This is a genomic window from Methylocapsa polymorpha, from assembly GCF_045689225.1.
Lineage (GTDB): Bacteria > Pseudomonadota > Alphaproteobacteria > Rhizobiales > Beijerinckiaceae > Methylocapsa > Methylocapsa polymorpha.
The window spans coordinates 1,835,001-1,853,803 of record NZ_CP136862.1 but is presented as its reverse complement, the minus strand read 5'-3'; the positions used below and the strand labels follow the sequence as shown (position 1 = coordinate 1,853,803).

Here is an 18,803-nt window from a genome sequence, read left to right as displayed (position 1 = left end):
GCCAGGAGCGCTTGAGCGATGGATGCGACGCCTAAACTCGCGGATGTTATCCTTGAGCTTTGCAAGAATGCTCCAGACGCCGGCACGATCGATCCGGTCGATGCGGCCAAGGCTTTCGCGGAAGTGAGCGGCAGGGGACGCAGCGCGCCCTGGGAAGGCTATCTTCAGCCTGTGCGCGACAATGCCGTAAGGCTCGCCAAGGAAGGCAAGATCGTCATCTATCGCAAGGGCGTTCCAGCCGATCCCGACACGTTCAAGGGACCCTATAGGCTCGGGATCGGCAGCGGCGATTGAGCCGCGCTCCCGGCGCCCACCCAAACTGCGTCCCGCGCCGCGGCGGGTTAGAGCGCAATTGGCGAAACGAAGTCCCGTAGCGAATATTATCCGAACCCTCGGGGCGTTTCCGCGTTTAGCTCTAGGAGCCCTGGCGCAGTTAATGAAGTCGAGGATGCGCTCCCGGTAAACCAAGGCAGGAGCGGCGGATGGCGGAGTTCCACAATCCCCACGAAGGCGCGCAGCGCGTGACGGCGAGTGAGATGTCCGCTCTAAGGCCACAAGATCCCGATCTTGGCGCCGGTCTTTCCAGCGTCGAGTTCCCGAGCGGGCTTCACCCCGCTTTGGCTAAGTTCAAGGAACTTATCCACCGTTACCCCATACCGTCCGTCATCGCAGCTTTCGTGCTGGGGATTTTCCTCGCGCGACTGTTCTGATTTACGCCGCTGAAGCTTGTCGCCCGCGTCGACTGGGCGCGGCTACGCCTGAACGAAGGGGATCGAGATGGCTTCAATTGTCGGGGTGGCGCCGTTTTTCTTCGACTTCTTTGAGCCCGGAGGCCCGGATCACCTTTTGCCCGGTCGGCCGCTCGAACAAACGCAAACGGTCAATCGTCCGCGCGGCTCGGGCTTTGTCGTTGGCCTGAACTCCTTCAACGGCGCTTTCGTCACCGATGGCGGCAATACGCTCACACAGCGTCCGCTAGGGCAATTCGAGGTCTTCGCCGGCCTGCGCGATTTCAACGTGCTGGTCTGTCGGGTGAGGCTGACGGACGAGAATTCCGACGATCCGATTCGCATTCAAGTCAGCGGATGGGTCTTGTTCTTCATTTGAAGGGGCGAGCCCGCCGCGCCTATTGCCGGAAGGGCGCGAGAATGTCTTCGGCCCTGTAAAAGAGTTCATTGCTTAGGCGAAGCTCAGCGGCGGCGGCGTTTTCCGCGACCTGCTCGGGCCGGCTCGCGCCGATAATGGCGGAGGAGACGTTTTCATTGCGCAAAACCCAGGCGAGGGCGAATTGCGCCAGGCTCACGCCCGCTTCTTCCTCCGCCAGGCGCTTCACCTTCTGCACCGCCTCGAGCAGGGGCGCCTCCAGCCAACGCTTTGGGACCATCGAGCCCATGGAGGCGTCGCTCGCCCGCGAGTCCTCCGGCAATGGCGCGCCGGGCTTGTATTTGCCGGTGAGCACGCCCTGCGCCAGCGGCGACCAGACGATCTGGGTGATCCCCAATTCGGCGCAGCGCTGGATGAGGCCAGTCTGCGGATAGGGCCAAAGCAATGAATATTGCGGCTGGCTGGAAACAAAAGGCGCAACGTCTTCGAGCTCGGCCGCCAGTTCAATCTTATCGAGCGGCCATTCGCTGAAGCCAATATAGCGCGCCTTGCCCTGCTTCACGACTTCGGTCAGCGCCTCCATCGTCTCGACGAGCGGCGTATTCTCGTCATAGCGATGGCATTGATAGAGATCGACGTAATCGGTCTTGAGCCGCTGCAACGAGGCGTCGATCTGCTTGAAGATCTGCGCGCGCGACAGGCCCTTATCAGTGTCGCTCATCGCGCCATAGACTTTGGTCGCGAGAATATAGGAGGCGCGATCGACGCCTTCGAGCGCCTCGCCAAGCAGCGTCTCAGCCGCGCCGCGGCCATAGACATTCGCGGTGTCGATGAGATTGATTCCGAGATCGAGAGCCTTGCGGACGCAGGCGATCGCCTGGGCCTTTTCGACGCCGCCGGAATAGGTCAGCCAAGAGCCGAGGGAGATGGTCGAGACCTGAAGATCGCTGTCGCCGAGCTGCCGATATTTCAAGACTGAGCTCCTCTGCAAGAAGGCCAAGCCAATGCACGCCCTATGCCGCCCCGCCGCATTGCAGATTGGAGCGCTCCGCGCTTGCGGGGGACGCGATCACGACGCGCGTGGCCGCCTCACGGTCGCTTATGACGGCGGTGGCGGGCGCGGACATGCTCGAAAACAGCGCCAAAACGTCTACAGGCGGGGCCTCCTCCGAGGCGCGCACAATCGGCGGCCGAGAGCGGTCTAGGCCTCGGCTGAACATAAGAGCCTTCATCTTATCTTCGCCGATTGCGCGGGCGACGTCCTTGAAGGCGAAGAAGGGAATCAAGGCCACGAATATGACCGCGCCGGCCGCGAAGATCACTTCGAGGCCTTCCGCGCCGAGGGCGGGAAGGCTTTGGGCTATCGTCTTTCCCTCGAAGGCGCCAACGATTCCTTTCTCGAGGACATGAAACACGATGAATAGAATCGTGAAGGTAAAGGCTTGGTAGAGGATAGAGACAATCAATCTGCCATCCTTGAACCGCCGCCCGAGTTTCAGGCCTTCGGCCAACAGCATGACTTTCGCCAGCATCAACGCGTTGACGGCCGCAAAGCCCTGGGCCCGATAATTCACATGGTTCTCGGTGAGGATGATGGTCCGATACAGGTCGAATATCGCGAACAAGACCCAAAGGTAGAGGAACATCGCGAGGAATCGTCGGAACTCGTGCAAGGCCCGCTTTTTCAAAGCAGAGCCCCGCCGCGCCGAATCGCCGCCGCTGTCAGCCACCTGACACGCTCCTATCGCCCGCCGCCGGCCGCGCGCCCGCTTGCAAACACCGGCCAGCTCGAAACGGCGCGCCGGGGCACGCGCCAGCATTTGTCCGACGACCCCGAGGCCCCGATTGACGCCTCGCACAAGGCTAGCGTTCACGGCGCAGCGGCCCGCCGCGCCGCCCTCGGCCGCTTTCCTATTTCAGATGCTGGGCGAGGAACTTGTTCATCTCGAACATTGTCACCTTGTCCTTGCCGAACACCGCGCTCAGCTTGGCGTCGGCCAGGATCTCGCGCTTGTTCGCCTCGTTTTGCAGCTTGTGCTTCTTGATATACTCCCAAACCTTGCTCACCACCTCGGTGCGCGGCAAGGGCTCCGACCCGACCACCGCGGCGAGCTCCTTGGAAGGCTGCAACGGCTTGGTGAAAGCGCTGGTCGCCGGCTTCGCCTTTTTCGCGTCTTTCGCCGGCGCGGCTTTGGCCGACGCTTTTGCAGCGGCAGGGGCTGCGGCGGCAGCGCGTTTGGTCGGCGCGGCCTGAGGCTTTTTGCTTGAACTCGTCATCCCGTCTGCCTCCATAATCATTTTGTCGGTGATTTTAGCGCAAGAGCGCGTCGGCGACGCTGCTTCCGACTCATTTCTCGAACGCGCTTGACATGACGGAACCCCAACCATCGCGCCCCGTCAAGCGAAGGAGAGGAACTTTGTCGAGCCAACCGCCCGCAACAAGGCGGGTTTCGGTCGCCAAACTCTCGCCGTCCGGGCGCCGCCTATGGGCGCCGCGCCCCGGTTCGGGGAGCATATCATCTGGGTTCTTACCTGGAATTTAACCGGACTCACGGGCCAAATTCAGTCAGTTTGGCTCGAAGCGCTCAATTAAATTATTGATTTAAATATATTTTTCCGCAAAGCGCGGAGCAGATCCCCCAACTCCTGCGCCAATCGCGCGCCAAGCTCGCTCCCGCACGCGTTGGAAAACGCTGGCGGGAGGTCAGAAAGATCAAAAACTCATTGGGGAAAACTGAGCTTTCGGGCTCAAACCGGGCGGCGGCCCGACGAGAAAGCGCCGCCGATCAGATCATGGCTTCGGCGGCGCTTTCCATATGGCGCTTGTTCAGCGCCTGGCGCAGCTTTTCCAGGGCCCTGCTCTCGATCTGGCGCACCCGCTCCTTCGAGATTCCAAGGCGGTCCCCCAAAGCTTCGAGCGTTGCGGCTTCATCGACGAGCCGCCGCTCTTGGAGAATTCTTCGTTCCCGCTCGGAGAGACTCGTCAGCGCATCGTTCAGCCAATCGATGCGCCGGTTAGTGTCGATTGCGACGCCGGCCGCCTCGTCCGGCAGAGGCTTGTCGTCGACCAGAAACTCGACACGCTCGGTCGGCCCCGCGCTGTCGGTCTCGCCGATCGGCGCATTCAGCGAGACATCCGGTGCCGACAATCGCGCGTCCATCGTCTCGACGTCCGACCGCGCGACCCCGAGCGCCAGAGCGATTTGAGTGAAGAGCTCCATATTGCCAAGCTCATCGCCGCCGCGCATAAGCTTGGCGCGGATTCGACGGAAATTGAAGAAAAGCGCCTTTTGCGCCGAGCTCGTCCCGCCGCGAACGATCGACCAATTGTGCAGGATGTAGTCCTGCATGGAAGCGCGGATCCACCAAGTCGCATAGGTGGAAAAGCGAACCTCGCGATCCGGCTCGAAACGCGCCGCCGCCTCCATGAGCCCGACATGACCCTCTTGGATGAGGTCCGGGACCGAAAGGCCATAATGCCGGAAGCGCACCGCCAGGGCGATGACCAGCCGCATATGAGCGCGCGTGAGCTCGTGCATGGCTTTTTCGTCGCGCTGATTTTTCCAGCGCAAGGCGAGCGCGCGTTCTTCCTCGGGTCCGAGAAAAGGCGCCGCCATCGCCGCCGCTGCGAGTTGCCGCCCAATGCCGGGAACTTGCGCCATGATCCCTCATCCATCGAATCGCCGGCCGCCGCATCTAGCGCTGGCTCGGCCATAAGCCAGCATCCAGGCGGGTCCGCAGCGCGCCGATCACACTCGCCAGAGGCCGGCGGCGTCGCCCGCATCGCCGCCTCTTCGGCCCTCCGAATCATCGCCTCGGCCGACGGGGCGCCCCTGCTAAACGATCGCCCGGCGCAGCGGGTTCCGCTCAGGCGTCCAGCAAAAGCGTCACAAAGACGCGGCCCGCCCGATCGCCTGCCCGCGAAGGGTGAAACCGGACTGGCTTGCACGGAACTTGCGTATTTCCACGTTGACGCTTGCTCATTGGCGCAGTCTCGATCATATTTTAGAAGGATTCCGATCCGCTGCATCCAGCTCCGGCCTTGAACCGGACGCTTGGGAGAGTTCCATGTTCATTCAAACCGAAGCCACGCCTAATCCCGCCACGTTGAAATTTCTCCCCGGCCGCCCCGTCATGACCCTCGGGACGCTCGACATCCGAAGCCCCGAAGGCGCCAAGCAATCGCCGCTCGCACAGGCGCTTTTCTCTCTTGAACGCGTGTCCGGCGTGTTTTTTGGCTCCGACTTCATCTCCGTCACCAAATCCGACGGCGACTGGCAGGAGATCAAGCCCGCCGTGCTTGGCGCGATCATGGAGCATTTTCTGTCGGGCGAGCCTCTGCTCAACGACGAAGCGGGCGTTGCGCCGGCAGGGGACGGCGACGAGTTCTTCGCGCCAAACGACGCCGATACGGTCGCAACGATCAAGAAGCTCATCGAAACTCATGTCCGCCCGGCCGTGGCCAATGACGGAGGCGACATTAAATTTCGCGGCTTCCGCGACGGGACCGTCTTTCTCGCCATGAAAGGGTCGTGTTCCGGCTGTCCTTCTTCTTCCGCAACGCTGCGGCACGGGATTCAGAATTTGCTCAAGCATTACGTGCCCGACGTGCGCGCGGTCGAACAGATTTGATCGCGCATTTTTCAGGTGAAACGCAGATGGTCCGCCCGGGCGCAGCCGCATTGGGCGTGCGAATCGCAAATATTCATAGACGGGGCGTGAAAGGGCATGAAATAGCGCGCGCATGAAAATCCTTGCGATCGATACCGCGCTTCCGGCGGTTTCCGCCTGCGTTCTCGACGATGAGGCCGAGGCCGTCGAAGCGCTCGAGACCATCGCGATGGAGCGCGGCCATGCCGAAGCGCTTTTGCCTTTGATCGACCGGGTCATGGCGCGCGTCGAAGGAGGCTTCGCGGGGCTTGACCGGGTCGCGGTCACGGTCGGACCCGGATCGTTCACCGGTTTGCGCGTCGGCATCGCCGCCGCCCGGGCGATCGGGATCGCCTGCGAGATTCCCGTCGTCGGCGTCTCCACCCTCGCGGCGCTGGCCGCGCCCTTGATCCTGGACGAGAAGCCGGGCCTCGTCGGCGTCGCCATCGACGCCCGCCACGGCAATGTTTTCTTCGCCGCCTTCGGGCCTGACGGACGGGCGATTCTCGCGCCCCGGCTCGCGCCGGTCCACGAAGCGGCCCGTTCGCTTGGCGAAGGTCCCATAAGGCTCGCGGGTCCGGGCGCGCCATTGCTCGCGATCGAGGCCGCCGCTTTGGGGATGAATGTCGAGGTCGTCGGCGAGTTCGCCGTCCCCGATATTGCCTTTGTCGCTAAACTTGGGCTTCTCGCCGATCCGAGCCTGGCGCCGCCGCGGCCGCTTTATCTGAAAGCGCCGGACGCCAAGCCGCAGGATGCGGCGCAGAGCCCACCGCCTGCGCCATGAGCGAGACATGTTCAGCCTGTTCGCCAAAACGCCCGCGACCTCAACCCGACATATCGGCGCCGAGCGAAGCGCCGAATGCGCAACCCTGCACGCATCGAGCTTCGCCTATCCCTGGGGGGAAGCGGATTTCGAGCAGCTCCTGGCTGCGCCGGAGACCTACGCCGGGGGCGCCGTCGAGGCCAGCGAATCAAAGCTTGCGGGTTTCGTCTTGTCGCGTTGCGCCTTGGACGAGGCCGAGATCCTGACGCTCGCCGTCGAGCCGGCATGGCGGCGCAACGGCATTGGCAGAAACCTTCTCGGCTCGCATCTGGCGGGCCTCGCCGCCAAGGGAATTAGCCGGGTCTTTCTGGAGGTCGACGAGGAGAATCACGCGGCGCGCGGGCTTTACGCCAGCTTCGGATTTCGCCAGGTCGCCGAGCGCAAAGCTTATTACCGCAGCGCCGACGCCAGGCAGGCGACGGCTCTCGTCATGCGGCTCGACATGGCGTAAGGGATAGGATCGCAGGCCGCCTGTTTGCCTGTTTTCTCGAACGTCACAAGGCTTTAGAATAAGCGTGAGAGGCTCAGAGCCTCGAAGATCGCGGGGAAGATGTCGGTTATAGACAATTTGCATGCTGGGCGAAGCCTCTCCGCCGAACCCGAGCATTGCGCGGAAAAATCGCCACGGCGCAGGCTTTTCATACAGTCCTTTGGCTGTCAGATGAATGTCTACGACGCGCAACGCATGGCGGATCTTCTCGCGCCAGAGGGCTATGCCGATACGGCGCAGGTCGAAGACGCCGACCTCGTGGTCTTGAACACCTGTCATATTCGCGAACGCGCCGCCGAAAAGATCTTTTCGGAATTGGGCAAGCTGCGCGCCCTCAAGGCCGCGCGGGCCAAGGCCGGGCGAGACACCAGGATCATCGTCGCCGGCTGCGTGGCGCAGGCCGAAGGCGGCGAGATTTTCCGCCGCCAGAAAGCCGTCGACATCGTCGTCGGCCCGCAAAGCTACCATCGCCTGCCGGAGCTGCTGCGCCGCGCAGAAACCGAGCGCGGACTTGTCGAGACCGATTTTCCGGCCGAAGACAAGTTCGATTTTCTCGTCGCCCCGACGCCGCAGCAAATCCGCAAGCGCGGGGTCAGCGCCTTCGTCACTGTGCAGGAGGGCTGCGACAAGTTCTGCAGCTTCTGCGTGGTGCCTTATACACGCGGGGCCGAGAGCTCGCGGCCGGTCGGCGACATCCTCGCGGAGGTCGCGGTGCTCGCCGCCGCCGGCGTGCGCGAGGTGACGCTGCTTGGCCAGAACGTCAACGCCTACCATGGCGCGGACGGCGCCGGCGGCTCGGCTTCGCTGGCGGAGCTTTGCGCAAGGATTGCGGAGGCGCCAGGCATCGCCCGCGTCCGCTACACGACAAGCCATCCGGGCGACATGACCGCCGATCTCATCGCCGCGCATCGCGATCAGGCTTCGCTCATGCCCTTCCTGCATCTCCCGGTTCAATCGGGCTCGGACAGGATCCTCGCCGCGATGAACCGCAAGCACAAAAGCGCCGATTATGTCGATCTCGTCGCCGAGATCCGCCAAGCCCGGTCCGACATCGCGCTTTCGTCCGATTTCATCGTCGGCTTTCCCGGAGAGAGCGAGCAAGATTTCGAGGCGACGCTCGATCTGATCGAGCGAATCGGCTTCGCCAGCGCGTTTTCGTTCAAATATTCGCCGCGGCCTGGCACGCCCGGCGCCGACCTGAAAGATCAGGTCGAGGAGAGCGTGAAATCGGCGCGGCTCTCGCGGCTCCAGGCGCTGCTCGAGCGGCAACGCCAAGCGTTCAATCGCGGCATGGTCGGCCGCACGGTGGACGTCCTGTTCGAAAAGCCTGGCCGCCACGCCGGGCAGATCGCCGGAAAATCGCCCTATCTCCAAGCCGTTCAGGTCGATGGCGAAACCGATCGCATCGGCGAAATATTGCCGGTCCAGATCGTCGCGGCGGGCGCGAACTCGCTGTTTGGACGATTAACGCCGGGCCACGCCGCGCGAGGGGCGCCGATTTGAAACCATCCGACCGCTCCAGCCAGCTCGCCCGCCCCGAAATCAAGCGCCTCGCCGGCGAGGCCGAGACCACCGAGATCAATCTGGTCTTCGAGGACAATCGCTACGCCTCCCTGGTCTTCGGGCAATATGATCAAAACCTCGCGAAGCTGGAGCGCAGGCTCGGCGTGATCGCCAACGCCAATGGCAACCTCGTGACCATCAAGGGCCCTCCTGAAGCCTGCGAGCACGCGCGCAGCGTCCTCGAAAATCTCCATGCGCGCGTCCAACTCGGCCAGTCGGTGAGTCTTGGCGACGTCGACGGCGCAATCCAGGAAGGCGCCTTGCAGGGGTCGCTTTTCCCCAATGACGCGGAGGTCGGACGGGTCGTCTTCGAACAGATAGGCACCCGCCGCAGCGGCGCCGTGCGCGCCCGCAACGCCGCGCAAGACCTTTACCTGCGCGCGCTGAAACGCCACGAGCTCGTTTTCGCCGAAGGCCCGGCGGGCACCGGCAAGACCTGGCTCGCCGTCGGCTACGCCGTTCTCCTTCTCGAGCAAGGGGCCGTCGAACGGCTGATCTTGTCGCGGCCGGCGGTCGAGGCCGGCGAGAGGCTCGGCTTCCTGCCAGGCGACATGCGCGACAAGGTCGATCCTTATCTACGCCCGATCTTCGACGCCCTGGCCGATTTCATGGACGCCCGCATGTTGGAACGGGGGATGCAGACCGGAATGATCGAGGTCGCTCCCCTCGCCTTCATGCGCGGGCGAACCTTGAGCCATGCCTGCATTCTGCTCGACGAGGCGCAGAACGCCACCACGATGCAGATGAAAATGTTCTTGACCCGCCTCGGCGAAGGATCGCGCATGATCGTGACCGGCGATCCGACGCAGACCGACCTTCCGCCCGGCCAGAAATCGGGCCTGAGCGAGGCGATCGAGCTTCTCGCTGGCCTCGAAGGCATAGGCCATGTCGTATTTCGGGAAACCGATGTCGTCCGGCACGATCTCGTCCGCCGGATCGTTGGCGCCTATGAATCCGCGGCCCGGCGGGCGGGCGGCGGAAACGAGAAAGCGCGAAAATGAGCCCCGTGATAGACCTCGCGATCGAAGCCGACGGCTGGACCTCTCTCGAGGCGCCGTCTCGCCTCGCGGAGGATGCTATTGGCGCGGCGATCGCGCAAAGCGGCGTCAAGCTCGCCGACGGGGCGGAGGTCAGCATTGTTCTTTGCGACGACGCCTTCATCGCCGAGCTCAACCGCAAATGGCGCAGCGTCGACAAGCCGACCAACGTTCTTTCTTTCCCCTCCGGCGGCGATCCAAGCCGGACGCCTATCCTCGGAGACATTGTGATCGCCTTCGAAACCGCCGAGAAGGAAGCCCTTGAGGCCGGGAAGCCGTTGCGCGATCATGTCGCCCATCTTCTGGCGCACGGTTTCTTGCATCTCATCGGCTATGATCACATCGAGGACGCCGAGGCGGAGGAGATGGAGGCGCTCGAACGCGACATTCTCGCGAGGCTCGGGATAGGCGACCCCTATCGGGACGCTCCGGCGCAGGTCGCGAATTGACGATCATGACGACCGAACGCGACATGCTCTCCGCGAGCGACAGCGGAACAGACAGGCTGACCGTCGGCGCGAGCCCTGGCCTGTTCGAACGATTGCGCGCCTTGTTCGGCCTCGGCGGCGCCTCGATCCGCGACGACATCCAGGATGCGCTCGCGGACACGTCGACGGATGCGGATTTTTCGCCGCAAGAACGCGCAATGCTGAAAAACGTCCTCACCCTGCATGAGTTCAGGGTGGAGGACGTCATGGTTCCACGCGCCGACATCATCGCCGTCTCGCTGGATACGAATCTCTTCGACGTGCTTTCGACATTTCGCGCCGCCGGCCATTCCCGCCTGCCGGTGCATGGCGACACGCTCGACGATCCGCGCGGCATGGTGCATATCCGCGACTTCGTAGCCTATTTCGCGGCGGCGGCGGAGGTCCCGCCCGCGCCGGAGCCCCGAGCAGACTCCCAAGCAGACTACACGGAGCCCGACGCCGCGCCGCCGAAATCCGCGCCGAGCGAATTGCAAAGCCGCTCCGCGGCCTGGCTTGAAAATTTCGGCAAGCTGGACATCCCGCTGTCGCAGGCGAATATTCTTCGCCCTGTCCTCTTTGTTCCGCCCTCCATGCCGGCCCTCGACCTTCTCCTGAAGATGCAGGCGACGCGGACGCATATGGCGCTCGTCATAGACGAATATGGCGGCACGGAAGGCCTCGCGACAATCGAGGACATTGTCGAGACCATCGTCGGCGATATCGAGGACGAACATGATCTCGACGAAAGCCCCAAGATCGACGCCGCGGCCGGCGGCGGCTTCGTCGTCGACGCCCGCGCCAGCCTCGAAGACGTCTCCAACGCGATCGACGCCGACCTGACCGCGATCAGCGACGCGGAGGAAGTCGACACTTTGGGCGGATTGATCACCACGCTCGCCGGCCATGTTCCAGTGCGCGGCGAAATCATCGTCGAGGGAGGGCTCGAGTTCGAAGTGCTCGACGCCGACCCGCGCAGAGTAAAGCGAATCAAGATCCACCTCGGCAGCGTTGGCAGCGCGATCGATCGCGACCCCGAAACTGAGGGTCGAGACCGCCCAGCGAAGGCGGAGACCTCCCCGGAGGGATAGACCGCCAAAGGCCTCGGCGTTCCTGCGTCAACCTACTGATCTAATTTAATTCCTTGTCGAGCGGCCGCATCCCCGCCGGCGCGCGGCCGCATATTCTTCAGTCGGGCATCATGAAAATGCTCTGAAGTTCTGCTTTATGGCGGCGATCGACGCAATCGGGAGAAGGGCTCAATGCGCGCGCTCGCCGCAACGATCATCCGCGCCGACGGCTGGCGCCGTCGCCTGATCGCCGTCGCCGCCGGCGCGGTCGGCGCCCTCGCCATGGCCCCTTTCGATTTTTTTCCCGCCCTCGTCATCCCGATGACGGTCGCCGTCTGGCTGATCGACGGCTCGGCGGACATGAAGCAGAAATATGTCGTCGGCCGCCGAGGGCTCCGCTCGCGCCTTGTCCCGCCGCGGGCGGCGCGGCGCGCTTTTGCGATCGGCTGGTGGTGGGGATTTGGTTACTTCGTCGCGGGCCTCTGGTGGCTTGGCGCGGCCTTTCTCGTCGACGCCGACGAATTCGCCTGGGCCCTGCCTCTCGGCGTGCTCGGTCTTCCCGCCCTTCTGGCCTTTTTCCCGGCGCTTGGATTTATGTTTGCGCGCCTCCTTTGGTCGCCTGGACCCGCCCGCCTTTTCGCTTTCGCCGCCGGACTGACATTCGCCGAATGGCTGCGCGGGCATGTCCTGACGGGGTTTCCCTGGAACACATTCGGCATGGCGCTTGGCGACAATCTCGCTACCGCGCAATTGGCCTCGCTGATCGGGCTTTATGGACTCACGGCGGTTGCGATCGTCCTATTTTCCGCGCCGGCCGTTCTAGTCGACCAACGCGCCTCCAAGGAAGCCGATCGGAACGAAAGCGCGCAACGAGGACGGTTGCGGCGATGGGCGACGGCTCCGCTCAGCGTGGTCCTATTGGCCTTGCTGAGCCTCGCAGCGGTTTACGTCTATGGCGCGACGCGGCTGGCGCAAGCCGATCACGCGGTCGTCGCCGGGGTCCGACTCCGCATCATGCAGCCCGACATATTGCAGGACGAGAGATTCAGGCCGGAGAACAAGGCCGCGATTCTTTCGCAATATCTGCGTTTGTCGGAGGGCGCAGACGATACTGAACTGGATGGCGCAACGGTCTTGATCTGGCCTGAATCGGCCTTTCCCTTCATTTTGTCACGCGATCCACAGGCGCTGGCCCGAATCGGCGCCTTCCTGCCGCTGGGCTCGGTTCTCGTCACCGGCGCCGCAAGACAAGGGGATAGAATATCGGCGACCCCCGCGTTCTCAGACTGGCCGCCGCCCAATAACGCCCGGCCGCAATATTTCAACGCGGTGCAGGTTATCGCCAGCGGAGGGCGCATTATTGACAGTTATGATAAAGTTCATCTTGTGCCTTTCGGCGAATATTTACCTCTGCGATCGATCCTTGAGCGCTTAGGCCTGCATCATTTTGTTCATGTCCCCGGGGGGTTCGAGCCAGGGTCGGCACGAAAGCTCCTCTCGGTGCCTGGGCTTCCAGATGTTGCGCCGCTCATTTGCTACGAGGCGATCTTCTCCGGCGAAGTCGTGCCAGAGCAGGCCGGGGCGGAGCGGCCTGGGCTCTTGCTCAACGTCACCAATGACGGGTGGTTTGGGATGACCGCCGGCCCATATCAGCATTTCGCGCAGGCGAGGCTGCGCGCAATCGAGGAGGGGTTGCCCCTTGTCCGCGCGGCGAACACCGGAATTTCCGCAATTGTCGATCCCTATGGACGGGTTCTCGGCCAATTGGCGCTCGGAGCGGAAGGCGTATTGGACGGCGCCCTTCCGGAACGGATCGCGCCGCCGCTTTTTGCCCGAGCGCCATTCGCGAGCGCTTTTTCCGTCTGGTTTGCGGCGCTGCTCGCCGCCCTGGCGGCAAAGTTTACGATTTGACAACTCGTAATAAGTGATTTCTATTCACATACGTTTTTTCGTATAATCTCGTCTGTATTGCTATGGATAATTGGCGCAACCGGGTTTGATTTCGAGTTCAGTTGCGGCAAGGCGCTCGCACCTATCTCTGGTGGAACCCATCGCGGAAAGTTTTACAATGACTGAAGAATGTCTCGCTATGAGTGAACCAAGTCTGGCAATGGGCAAGATGAAGAAGGTCCCCAATCCGATCGACCGCCATGTCGGGAGCCGAGTCCGCATGCGGCGCGTCATCCTCGGCATGAGCCAAGAAAAATTGGGCGAAGCCTTGGGGTTGACGTTTCAGCAAGTTCAGAAATACGAGAAAGGGGCCAATAGGATCGGCGCAAGCAGGCTGCAGCAGATCTCGCGAACGCTCGACGTTCCGCCGGCCTTCTTTTTCGAAGGAGCGCCGTCCTTTGAAACGGTCCCCGGCAGCGAAAACGGCCATATAGGCGTGGCGGAGGACTCCGGTTCGAGCTATGTCGCCGATTTTTTGTCGACCGCCGAAGGTTTGCATCTGAACATGGCCTTCGCGCGGATCCATGATCCCAAGGTCCGCAAGCGGATCATCGACCTCGTCACCGCCCTCGCCGGCGATGAAGCGCATGGAGAGGCGAACGGGCGCGACCGAGCGGATGAAGAGGCCTCGGATTAAGCCGACCTCGCGCATGACATGCGTTCGATCTATCGAACGCAGCGGGGCAAATAGCTTGACAAAACGAACGGGATGTTAAAACGTCCCCCTCGTGATCAGGCTGGAGCCAGCTCGCCCTAGGCGAGCAGAGCCGGCTCCCGGCCGCGATCCGTCGGATCTTTATCTCGCCCATTGGAGACATTCCTTGCCTCGCGCGAATTATCTTTTCACAAGTGAGTCGGTCTCGGAAGGGCATCCCGACAAGGTTTGCGATCGGATTTCAGACGAGATCGTCGACCTGTTTTTCCGCGAAGGCGAAAGGGCCGGGGTGGACCCCTACCAGATCCGCGTCGCCTGCGAAACTTTGGCGACGACCAACCGCGTGATCATCGCCGGCGAGGTGCGCGGCCCGTCGATCCCGACCGACGCCATCGAGGCCGCGGCACGCGGCGCGGTCAAGAGCATCGGCTACGAGCAGGAAGGCTTTCATTGGCAGCGCGCAAAGGTCGAGGTGCTCCTTCACGCCCAATCGGCCGACATAGCGCAAGGGGTTGACGCCAGCGGCAACAAGGACGAGGGCGCGGGCGATCAAGGCATCATGTTCGGATACGCCTGCCGCGAAACCCCGGAGCTGATGCCGGCGCCGATCTATTACGCCCATAAAATTCTCGAGACCCTCACCAAGGCGCGCAAATCAGGCGAAGGCGACGCCGTCAAGCTCGGCCCCGACGCCAAAAGTCAGGTGACCGTCAGATATGTGAACGGCAAGCCGGTCGGGGCGACGCAGATCGTCTTGTCCACTCAGCATCTCGACGAAAATTTAAGCTCCCAGGACATTCGAGCCATCGTGGAGCCCTATATCCAGGCGACCCTGCCGGAAGGCTGGATCAGCGAAGAAACGGTCTGGCACGTCAACCCAACGGGCAAGTTCGTCATAGGCGGGCCCGACGGAGATTGCGGCCTGACCGGCCGCAAGATCATCGTCGACACCTATGGCGGCGCCGCTCCGCATGGCGGCGGGGCGTTTTCCGGCAAGGACCCGACCAAGGTCGATCGTTCGGCGGCCTATGCCGCGCGCTATCTCGCGAAGAATGTCGTGGCGGCCGGTCTCGCCGATCGCTGCACCATCCAGCTCTCCTACGCGATCGGCGTCGCCGAGCCTCTCTCGATTTACGTCGATACCCATGGCACCAATCAGGTCGCCGAAGAGAAGCTCGAAACGGCGCTTGGCCAAAGCATGCGTCTTTCGCCGCGCGGCATCAGGGAGCATCTGAAGCTGAATCGGCCGATTTATGCGCGCACTTCGGCCTATGGGCATTTCGGCCGCAAGCCCGATGCGGAAGGCGGCTTCTCCTGGGAAAACACCGACCTGGGGGAAAAGCTCAAGGCTCATCTCGCTTAAGGACGTGGCGCAAGGCCTTCGCGAGCAGAAGCCGGTTTCGCGAAAGACAGTCCGAAAATAAAGGATTTCGGGCGCGACATCGAAACAGTCGCCTCGGCGCATGAGATGAAGCGACAAGGTCTATCCGATCGACCGGACATTGAGGCTGCGGGCCCCGGCGCGCCGCCTCAACATGAAAATCCAGCAAGCATGCCGGAGCATCCGACGGGCCTATTTGGCCGTCGCAAAGGCAAGAAGCTTCGGGAGCGTCAGGCCGAACTCTTGCGGACGGCTTTGCCCGGCGCAACATTTGACGCCTCAAGGCCTATCCTCGACGCCGCCGCGCTTTTTCCCGAGAGACCCGCTGCGCTTTGGCTCGAAATCGGCTTCGGCTCCGGCGAGCATCTCGCCGCCGAAGCGAGCCGGCATCCCGACTTTGGCTATATCGGCTGCGAAGCCTTTCTGAACGGCGTCGCCAAAGCCTTGACGCTGATAGAAGAAAGCCAATTGCGCAACGTGCGTCTTTACGAAGGCGACGCCCGCGCCGTAATCGAGGCGTTGCCGTCGAGCGCGCTCGACGGGGTTTATCTTCTCTATCCGGATCCCTGGCCAAAGCGAAGGCAACGCAAGCGTCGGTTCCTGTCCGATGAGATGCTGGGGCGTCTCGCCCGCGTCATGCGTCCGGGCGCGGAGCTTCGCTTCGCCACCGACATCGACGATAACGCGGGCTGGACATTGACGCGCGTCCTACGCTCGGCGGATTTCACTTGGACGGCGCGAAACGCCGAAGACTGGCGAAGCCCCTGGGAGGGCTGGAGCGGAACAAGATATGAAACGAAGGCGCTTCTTGTTGGGCGCCGAGCCGTCTACCTCACGTTCCGGCGTAACTGACGCCTTCAGCGCGCCCAAACTCGCTCAGGCCAAGCCGCCTCGCGCATCCCCCGCCTTGCGCCGCAGACCGCTTCGCAGCGCTTCAGCCCGGAGGGAAACCAACGATAGGCGATCAATCGATCAGCCGGCCGGTCCGATCCTTTTTGTGTCTTGAGTCACGCGCGCGCCTAAAGGATCCGCGTTGGCCTGGCCTCGCGAAAGGGTCCGAGTCCTACGGCGCCGGACGGATTGTCCGCCAAGCATCGGCGTTAATGAGGCAGGGGTGTTGCTAAACGAGTTTCTCTTGAAGCGAAAGCGCAAGGCCGGACTCGTGCTCAGGATCAGGCCACAGAAATAGCCGAGCTGGAGACTTGTGAGCAAAATCACGATGGCGAAAAACGATCCAAGTAGGCTCTGCCCGACAGGAAACGGGCCGACGAGAGCAAGGACGATGATGACCGCGGATGTCGGCACGAGGATATAAAATTTAAAAAATTGAGCAAGAACAACGCCGAATAGGATGCTTCCAATGATATAAAGACTCATCGCGCCGCCTCCCAGCAACGAATTTTCGTTTAAGAGTTATCCTGACACAAAAATAGTTACCATCAAGACATATTATTCACAATTCTGACATAAGTGATAAGCTTGTGCTTGTTTTCCGTCATGATCAAGCTTTGACGTTTCTTTAAGTTACCAAATCCTAGCTAGACCTTGGTAAATTGGTCCCATTTCCCTTGACGCCCCGCGCTCTACAAGCTTGACCGCGAAACCCGCCGGCATCCTGCATCTGCGCTTCCTGATTGCAACAACCCAATGCAAATCTAAGTAGTTGTTGCGTCTTTGTGAGTTCACCGCGGCTCGGTGTTTCACAACCTCTTTCGTAGACTTAGGTTCCCTGGCGCCATGCAATTGCCTGATTATTTACAAATGTTGTATAGGTTAAGCTCGTAACTGTGTGAGCGTATGTGTTGAAGCGAATGTAATATGACCATGCAAGGCGCATCCGAACATGCTTTGAGGGCCCCACATCGGCCTCACGCTTCGACCCCGGCGCTGCGCGCAGGCTCGACGCGTGGCTATTTGGACGGTCTACCGATCGAACTAAGCTTTTTATCGGCGGATGGAGCAGCCCCGGCGGCCCTCGTCGCCGCCCAAGCCCAGGCCCGGGCGCAAGGGATCACCCCCGAGGCCGCCTTGCTCGCCCGCGGCGCCATCGACGAAACCTCCTATTATCAATCCTTGGCGCGCCATCTTGGCGTCATTTTTATCGATCGAGAGATCGCGCTTGGCGCCAGCGCCCGCTATCCACATTCGATTCATGCCGGCATCGCTCCGCTTGGCGGAGATAGCGGCCCGCGCTGGCTCGCCGCGCCGCCGGGCGCGGCGCTCGCCGATCTCCTGCACCGCGCGCGACGCGGCGAACTCGCTCGCATGAGCCTCGCGATCACCACGCCAACGCATTTGTCGCGTCTGGTGCGCGCCTATGCGGCGGCGGCGATTGCACGCGAAGCTAGTTTTGGGCTCGCCAGTCTCGATGCGAGCTTTTCCGCGAAGGAAGGCCCGAACCGGGCGCAGTTCCGCTTCGTCATAGCGGCGATCGGAATCGCGGCCCTTGCTCTCGCCCTGGCCCCTGCGTCCGCTTCAATACTTCTGTCGATGGCGGCGAATCTCCTTTTCCTCGCCGCGATCTTGCTTCGCCTTTTCGCCGGCGCAGCAAGCGTCGGCGCAGCGCGAAATCTGGGTCGGGTCCCGACCGAGGATCGCCAGCTTCCGACCTATTCAATTGTCGTTGCGCTCCATCGCGAAGCGCGCGTCGCGGCGCAACTGGTCGCCGCGCTCGAAGCGATCGACTATCCCCGGGGCAAGCTCGACATCAAGCTCGTCATCGAGGAGGATGACCGGGCGACGCGCCTGGCGCTCGAGGCGTTGCGCCTTCCTCCAGCCTACGAAATCATTGTGGCGCCGGACGGCGCGCCACGAACCAAGCCGCGCGCGCTCAATGTCGCCCTGCCGCTCTTGCGCGGCGAATTCATGGCGATTTTCGACGCTGAAGACGCGCCCGCGCCGCATCAGCTGCGCGAAGCCGCCGAACGATTCCTCCGCGCGCCGCGCCGGCTCGCCTGTCTGCAGGCGCGGCTAACGATCGACAATATCGAGGATTCTTGGCTGACCCGGCTGTTTTCGATCGAATATGCGATGCTGTTCGACGTCCTGCATTCGGGGCTCGCCGCGCTTCGCCTTCCGCTCCCTCTCGGAGGTTCATCGAACCATTTCCGCACCGATGTCCTGCGTGAGGTCTGTGGCTGGGACGCCTGGAATGTGACGGAGGACGCCGATTTGGGCCTCCGTCTCGCGCGTTTTGGCTATCGCACCGGCACGCTGCCGTCCAGCACGCAGGAGGAAGCGCCGAGCGGCGTCATCGCTTGGCTGACGCAGAGGCGGCGTTGGGCCAAGGGCTGGATGCAAACGCTGATCACGCTCAGCCGCGATCCTCGCCGCGTGCTCGCGGAGATCGGAGCGGCTGACGCTTCCGCCCTGGTTCTCATGATGACCGGTTTGGTGATTGCGCCGCCGCTATGGCCCTTCCTGACCGCCTTCATGATTCATGAGCTCATGACGATCGGCCTGGCGGCTGAACCCTCCTCCGGACTGGCGCTTGTCCAGGTGACGCTATGGGTCTCGGTTGCATTGTTCGGGATAGGCTCGGTCCTTTGGCTCTCCTTGCTCGGCATGAAGCGCCGAAAGCTTCTAGGGCTTTGGCCTTTTTTGCCGCTGCTCT

At 62.4% G+C, this 18,803-nt stretch carries 19 protein-coding genes (1 of these 19 only partly in view); 15 read left to right on the top strand and 4 right to left on the bottom strand.

All coding sequences use genetic code 11. From position 1 onward, the window contains the following. Nucleotides 1-18: 18 nt before the first annotated feature. From RZS28_RS08500 to RZS28_RS08490, 3 genes are all read left to right on the top strand, one after another. Entirely contained in the window at nucleotides 19-294 is a 276-nt protein-coding gene (locus tag RZS28_RS08500) for a DUF3253 domain-containing protein (RefSeq protein WP_407340874.1), read from the top strand. A 188-nt stretch (nucleotides 295-482) separates the two neighbouring features. Further along, nucleotides 483-710 carry a hypothetical protein gene (locus RZS28_RS08495; protein ID WP_407340873.1) on the top strand — a complete coding sequence of 76 codons (228 nt, stop codon included), beginning with the start codon at nucleotides 483-485 and terminating at the stop codon, nucleotides 708-710. A 67-nt stretch (nucleotides 711-777) separates the two neighbouring features. Next, nucleotides 778-1,107 (top strand): hypothetical protein, encoded by a 330-nt coding sequence (locus RZS28_RS08490; protein WP_407340872.1) that lies wholly within the window; start codon nucleotides 778-780, stop codon nucleotides 1,105-1,107. Between the two features lie 19 nt (nucleotides 1,108-1,126). On the opposite strand, the gene RZS28_RS08485 is transcribed toward RZS28_RS08490, so the two are convergent. From RZS28_RS08485 to RZS28_RS08470, 4 genes are all read right to left on the bottom strand, one after another. Further along, entirely contained in the window at nucleotides 1,127-2,077 is a 951-nt protein-coding gene (locus RZS28_RS08485) for an aldo/keto reductase family protein (RefSeq protein WP_407340871.1), read from the bottom strand. A 40-nt stretch (nucleotides 2,078-2,117) separates the two neighbouring features. Beyond that, nucleotides 2,118-2,834: a hypothetical protein gene (locus RZS28_RS08480; protein ID WP_407340870.1), complete on the bottom strand. Its 717-nt coding sequence runs from the start codon at nucleotides 2,832-2,834 to the stop codon at nucleotides 2,118-2,120. A gap of 181 nt (nucleotides 2,835-3,015) precedes the next feature. Beyond that, nucleotides 3,016-3,381, bottom strand: a complete 366-nt coding sequence (locus tag RZS28_RS08475) for an SWIB/MDM2 domain-containing protein (RefSeq protein WP_407340869.1) — start codon at nucleotides 3,379-3,381, stop codon at nucleotides 3,016-3,018. A gap of 509 nt (nucleotides 3,382-3,890) precedes the next feature. Next, the gene (locus RZS28_RS08470) at nucleotides 3,891-4,766 is read right to left on the bottom strand and encodes an RNA polymerase factor sigma-32 (RefSeq protein WP_407340868.1); all 876 of its coding nucleotides are present in this window, start codon (nucleotides 4,764-4,766) and stop codon (nucleotides 3,891-3,893) included. Between the two features lie 406 nt (nucleotides 4,767-5,172). On the opposite strand from RZS28_RS08470, the gene RZS28_RS08465 reads away from it, so the two are divergent. The 12 genes from RZS28_RS08465 to RZS28_RS08410 form a co-directional block, all read left to right on the top strand. Next, complete coding sequence (locus tag RZS28_RS08465; protein ID WP_407340867.1) at nucleotides 5,173-5,736, top strand: NifU family protein; 564 nt, start codon at nucleotides 5,173-5,175, stop codon at nucleotides 5,734-5,736. Nucleotides 5,737-5,848: 112 nt separating this feature from the next. Next, on the top strand, nucleotides 5,849-6,538 hold the full coding sequence (gene tsaB / locus RZS28_RS08460; protein WP_407340866.1) for a tRNA (adenosine(37)-N6)-threonylcarbamoyltransferase complex dimerization subunit type 1 TsaB: 690 nt from the start codon (nucleotides 5,849-5,851) through the stop codon (nucleotides 6,536-6,538). 7 nt (nucleotides 6,539-6,545) lie between these two features. Next, entirely contained in the window at nucleotides 6,546-7,028 is a 483-nt protein-coding gene (gene rimI / locus RZS28_RS08455; RefSeq protein ID WP_407340865.1) for a ribosomal protein S18-alanine N-acetyltransferase, read from the top strand. Between the two features lie 210 nt (nucleotides 7,029-7,238). After that, the gene (gene miaB, locus RZS28_RS08450; RefSeq protein WP_407340864.1) at nucleotides 7,239-8,570 is read left to right on the top strand and encodes a tRNA (N6-isopentenyl adenosine(37)-C2)-methylthiotransferase MiaB; all 1,332 of its coding nucleotides are present in this window, start codon (nucleotides 7,239-7,241) and stop codon (nucleotides 8,568-8,570) included. A 38-nt stretch (nucleotides 8,571-8,608) separates the two neighbouring features. Continuing rightward, complete coding sequence (locus tag RZS28_RS08445) at nucleotides 8,609-9,631, top strand: PhoH family protein (RefSeq protein ID WP_407341081.1); 1,023 nt, start codon at nucleotides 8,609-8,611, stop codon at nucleotides 9,629-9,631. Further along, nucleotides 9,628-10,116, top strand: a complete 489-nt coding sequence (gene ybeY / locus RZS28_RS08440; protein WP_407340863.1) for an rRNA maturation RNase YbeY — start codon at nucleotides 9,628-9,630, stop codon at nucleotides 10,114-10,116. The genes RZS28_RS08445 and ybeY overlap by 4 nt, the downstream gene beginning before the upstream one ends. A gap of 5 nt (nucleotides 10,117-10,121) precedes the next feature. Beyond that, a complete protein-coding gene (locus RZS28_RS08435; RefSeq protein WP_407340862.1) occupies nucleotides 10,122-11,225 on the top strand; it encodes a hemolysin family protein in 1,104 nt (367 codons plus the stop codon). 171 nt (nucleotides 11,226-11,396) lie between these two features. Then, nucleotides 11,397-13,115, top strand: coding sequence for an apolipoprotein N-acyltransferase (gene lnt, locus RZS28_RS08430; RefSeq protein WP_407340861.1), 1,719 nt, complete (start codon nucleotides 11,397-11,399; stop codon nucleotides 13,113-13,115). Nucleotides 13,116-13,323: 208 nt separating this feature from the next. Next, nucleotides 13,324-13,791 carry a helix-turn-helix domain-containing protein gene (locus tag RZS28_RS08425; protein ID WP_407341080.1) on the top strand — a complete coding sequence of 156 codons (468 nt, stop codon included), beginning with the start codon at nucleotides 13,324-13,326 and terminating at the stop codon, nucleotides 13,789-13,791. Nucleotides 13,792-13,975: 184 nt separating this feature from the next. Beyond that, nucleotides 13,976-15,172, top strand: coding sequence for a methionine adenosyltransferase (metK, locus tag RZS28_RS08420; protein ID WP_407340860.1), 1,197 nt, complete (start codon nucleotides 13,976-13,978; stop codon nucleotides 15,170-15,172). 105 nt (nucleotides 15,173-15,277) lie between these two features. Continuing rightward, nucleotides 15,278-16,042, top strand: a complete 765-nt coding sequence (locus tag RZS28_RS08415; protein WP_407340859.1) for a tRNA (guanine(46)-N(7))-methyltransferase TrmB — start codon at nucleotides 15,278-15,280, stop codon at nucleotides 16,040-16,042. Between the two features lie 1,062 nt (nucleotides 16,043-17,104). Then, nucleotides 17,105-18,803, top strand: the 5' portion of a protein-coding gene (locus RZS28_RS08410) for a glycosyltransferase family 2 protein (protein WP_407340858.1). Its footprint extends 167 nt past the window's final position; 1,699 of the gene's 1,866 nt are visible here — the first part of the coding sequence; it begins with the start codon at nucleotides 17,105-17,107; its stop codon lies off the right edge, out of view.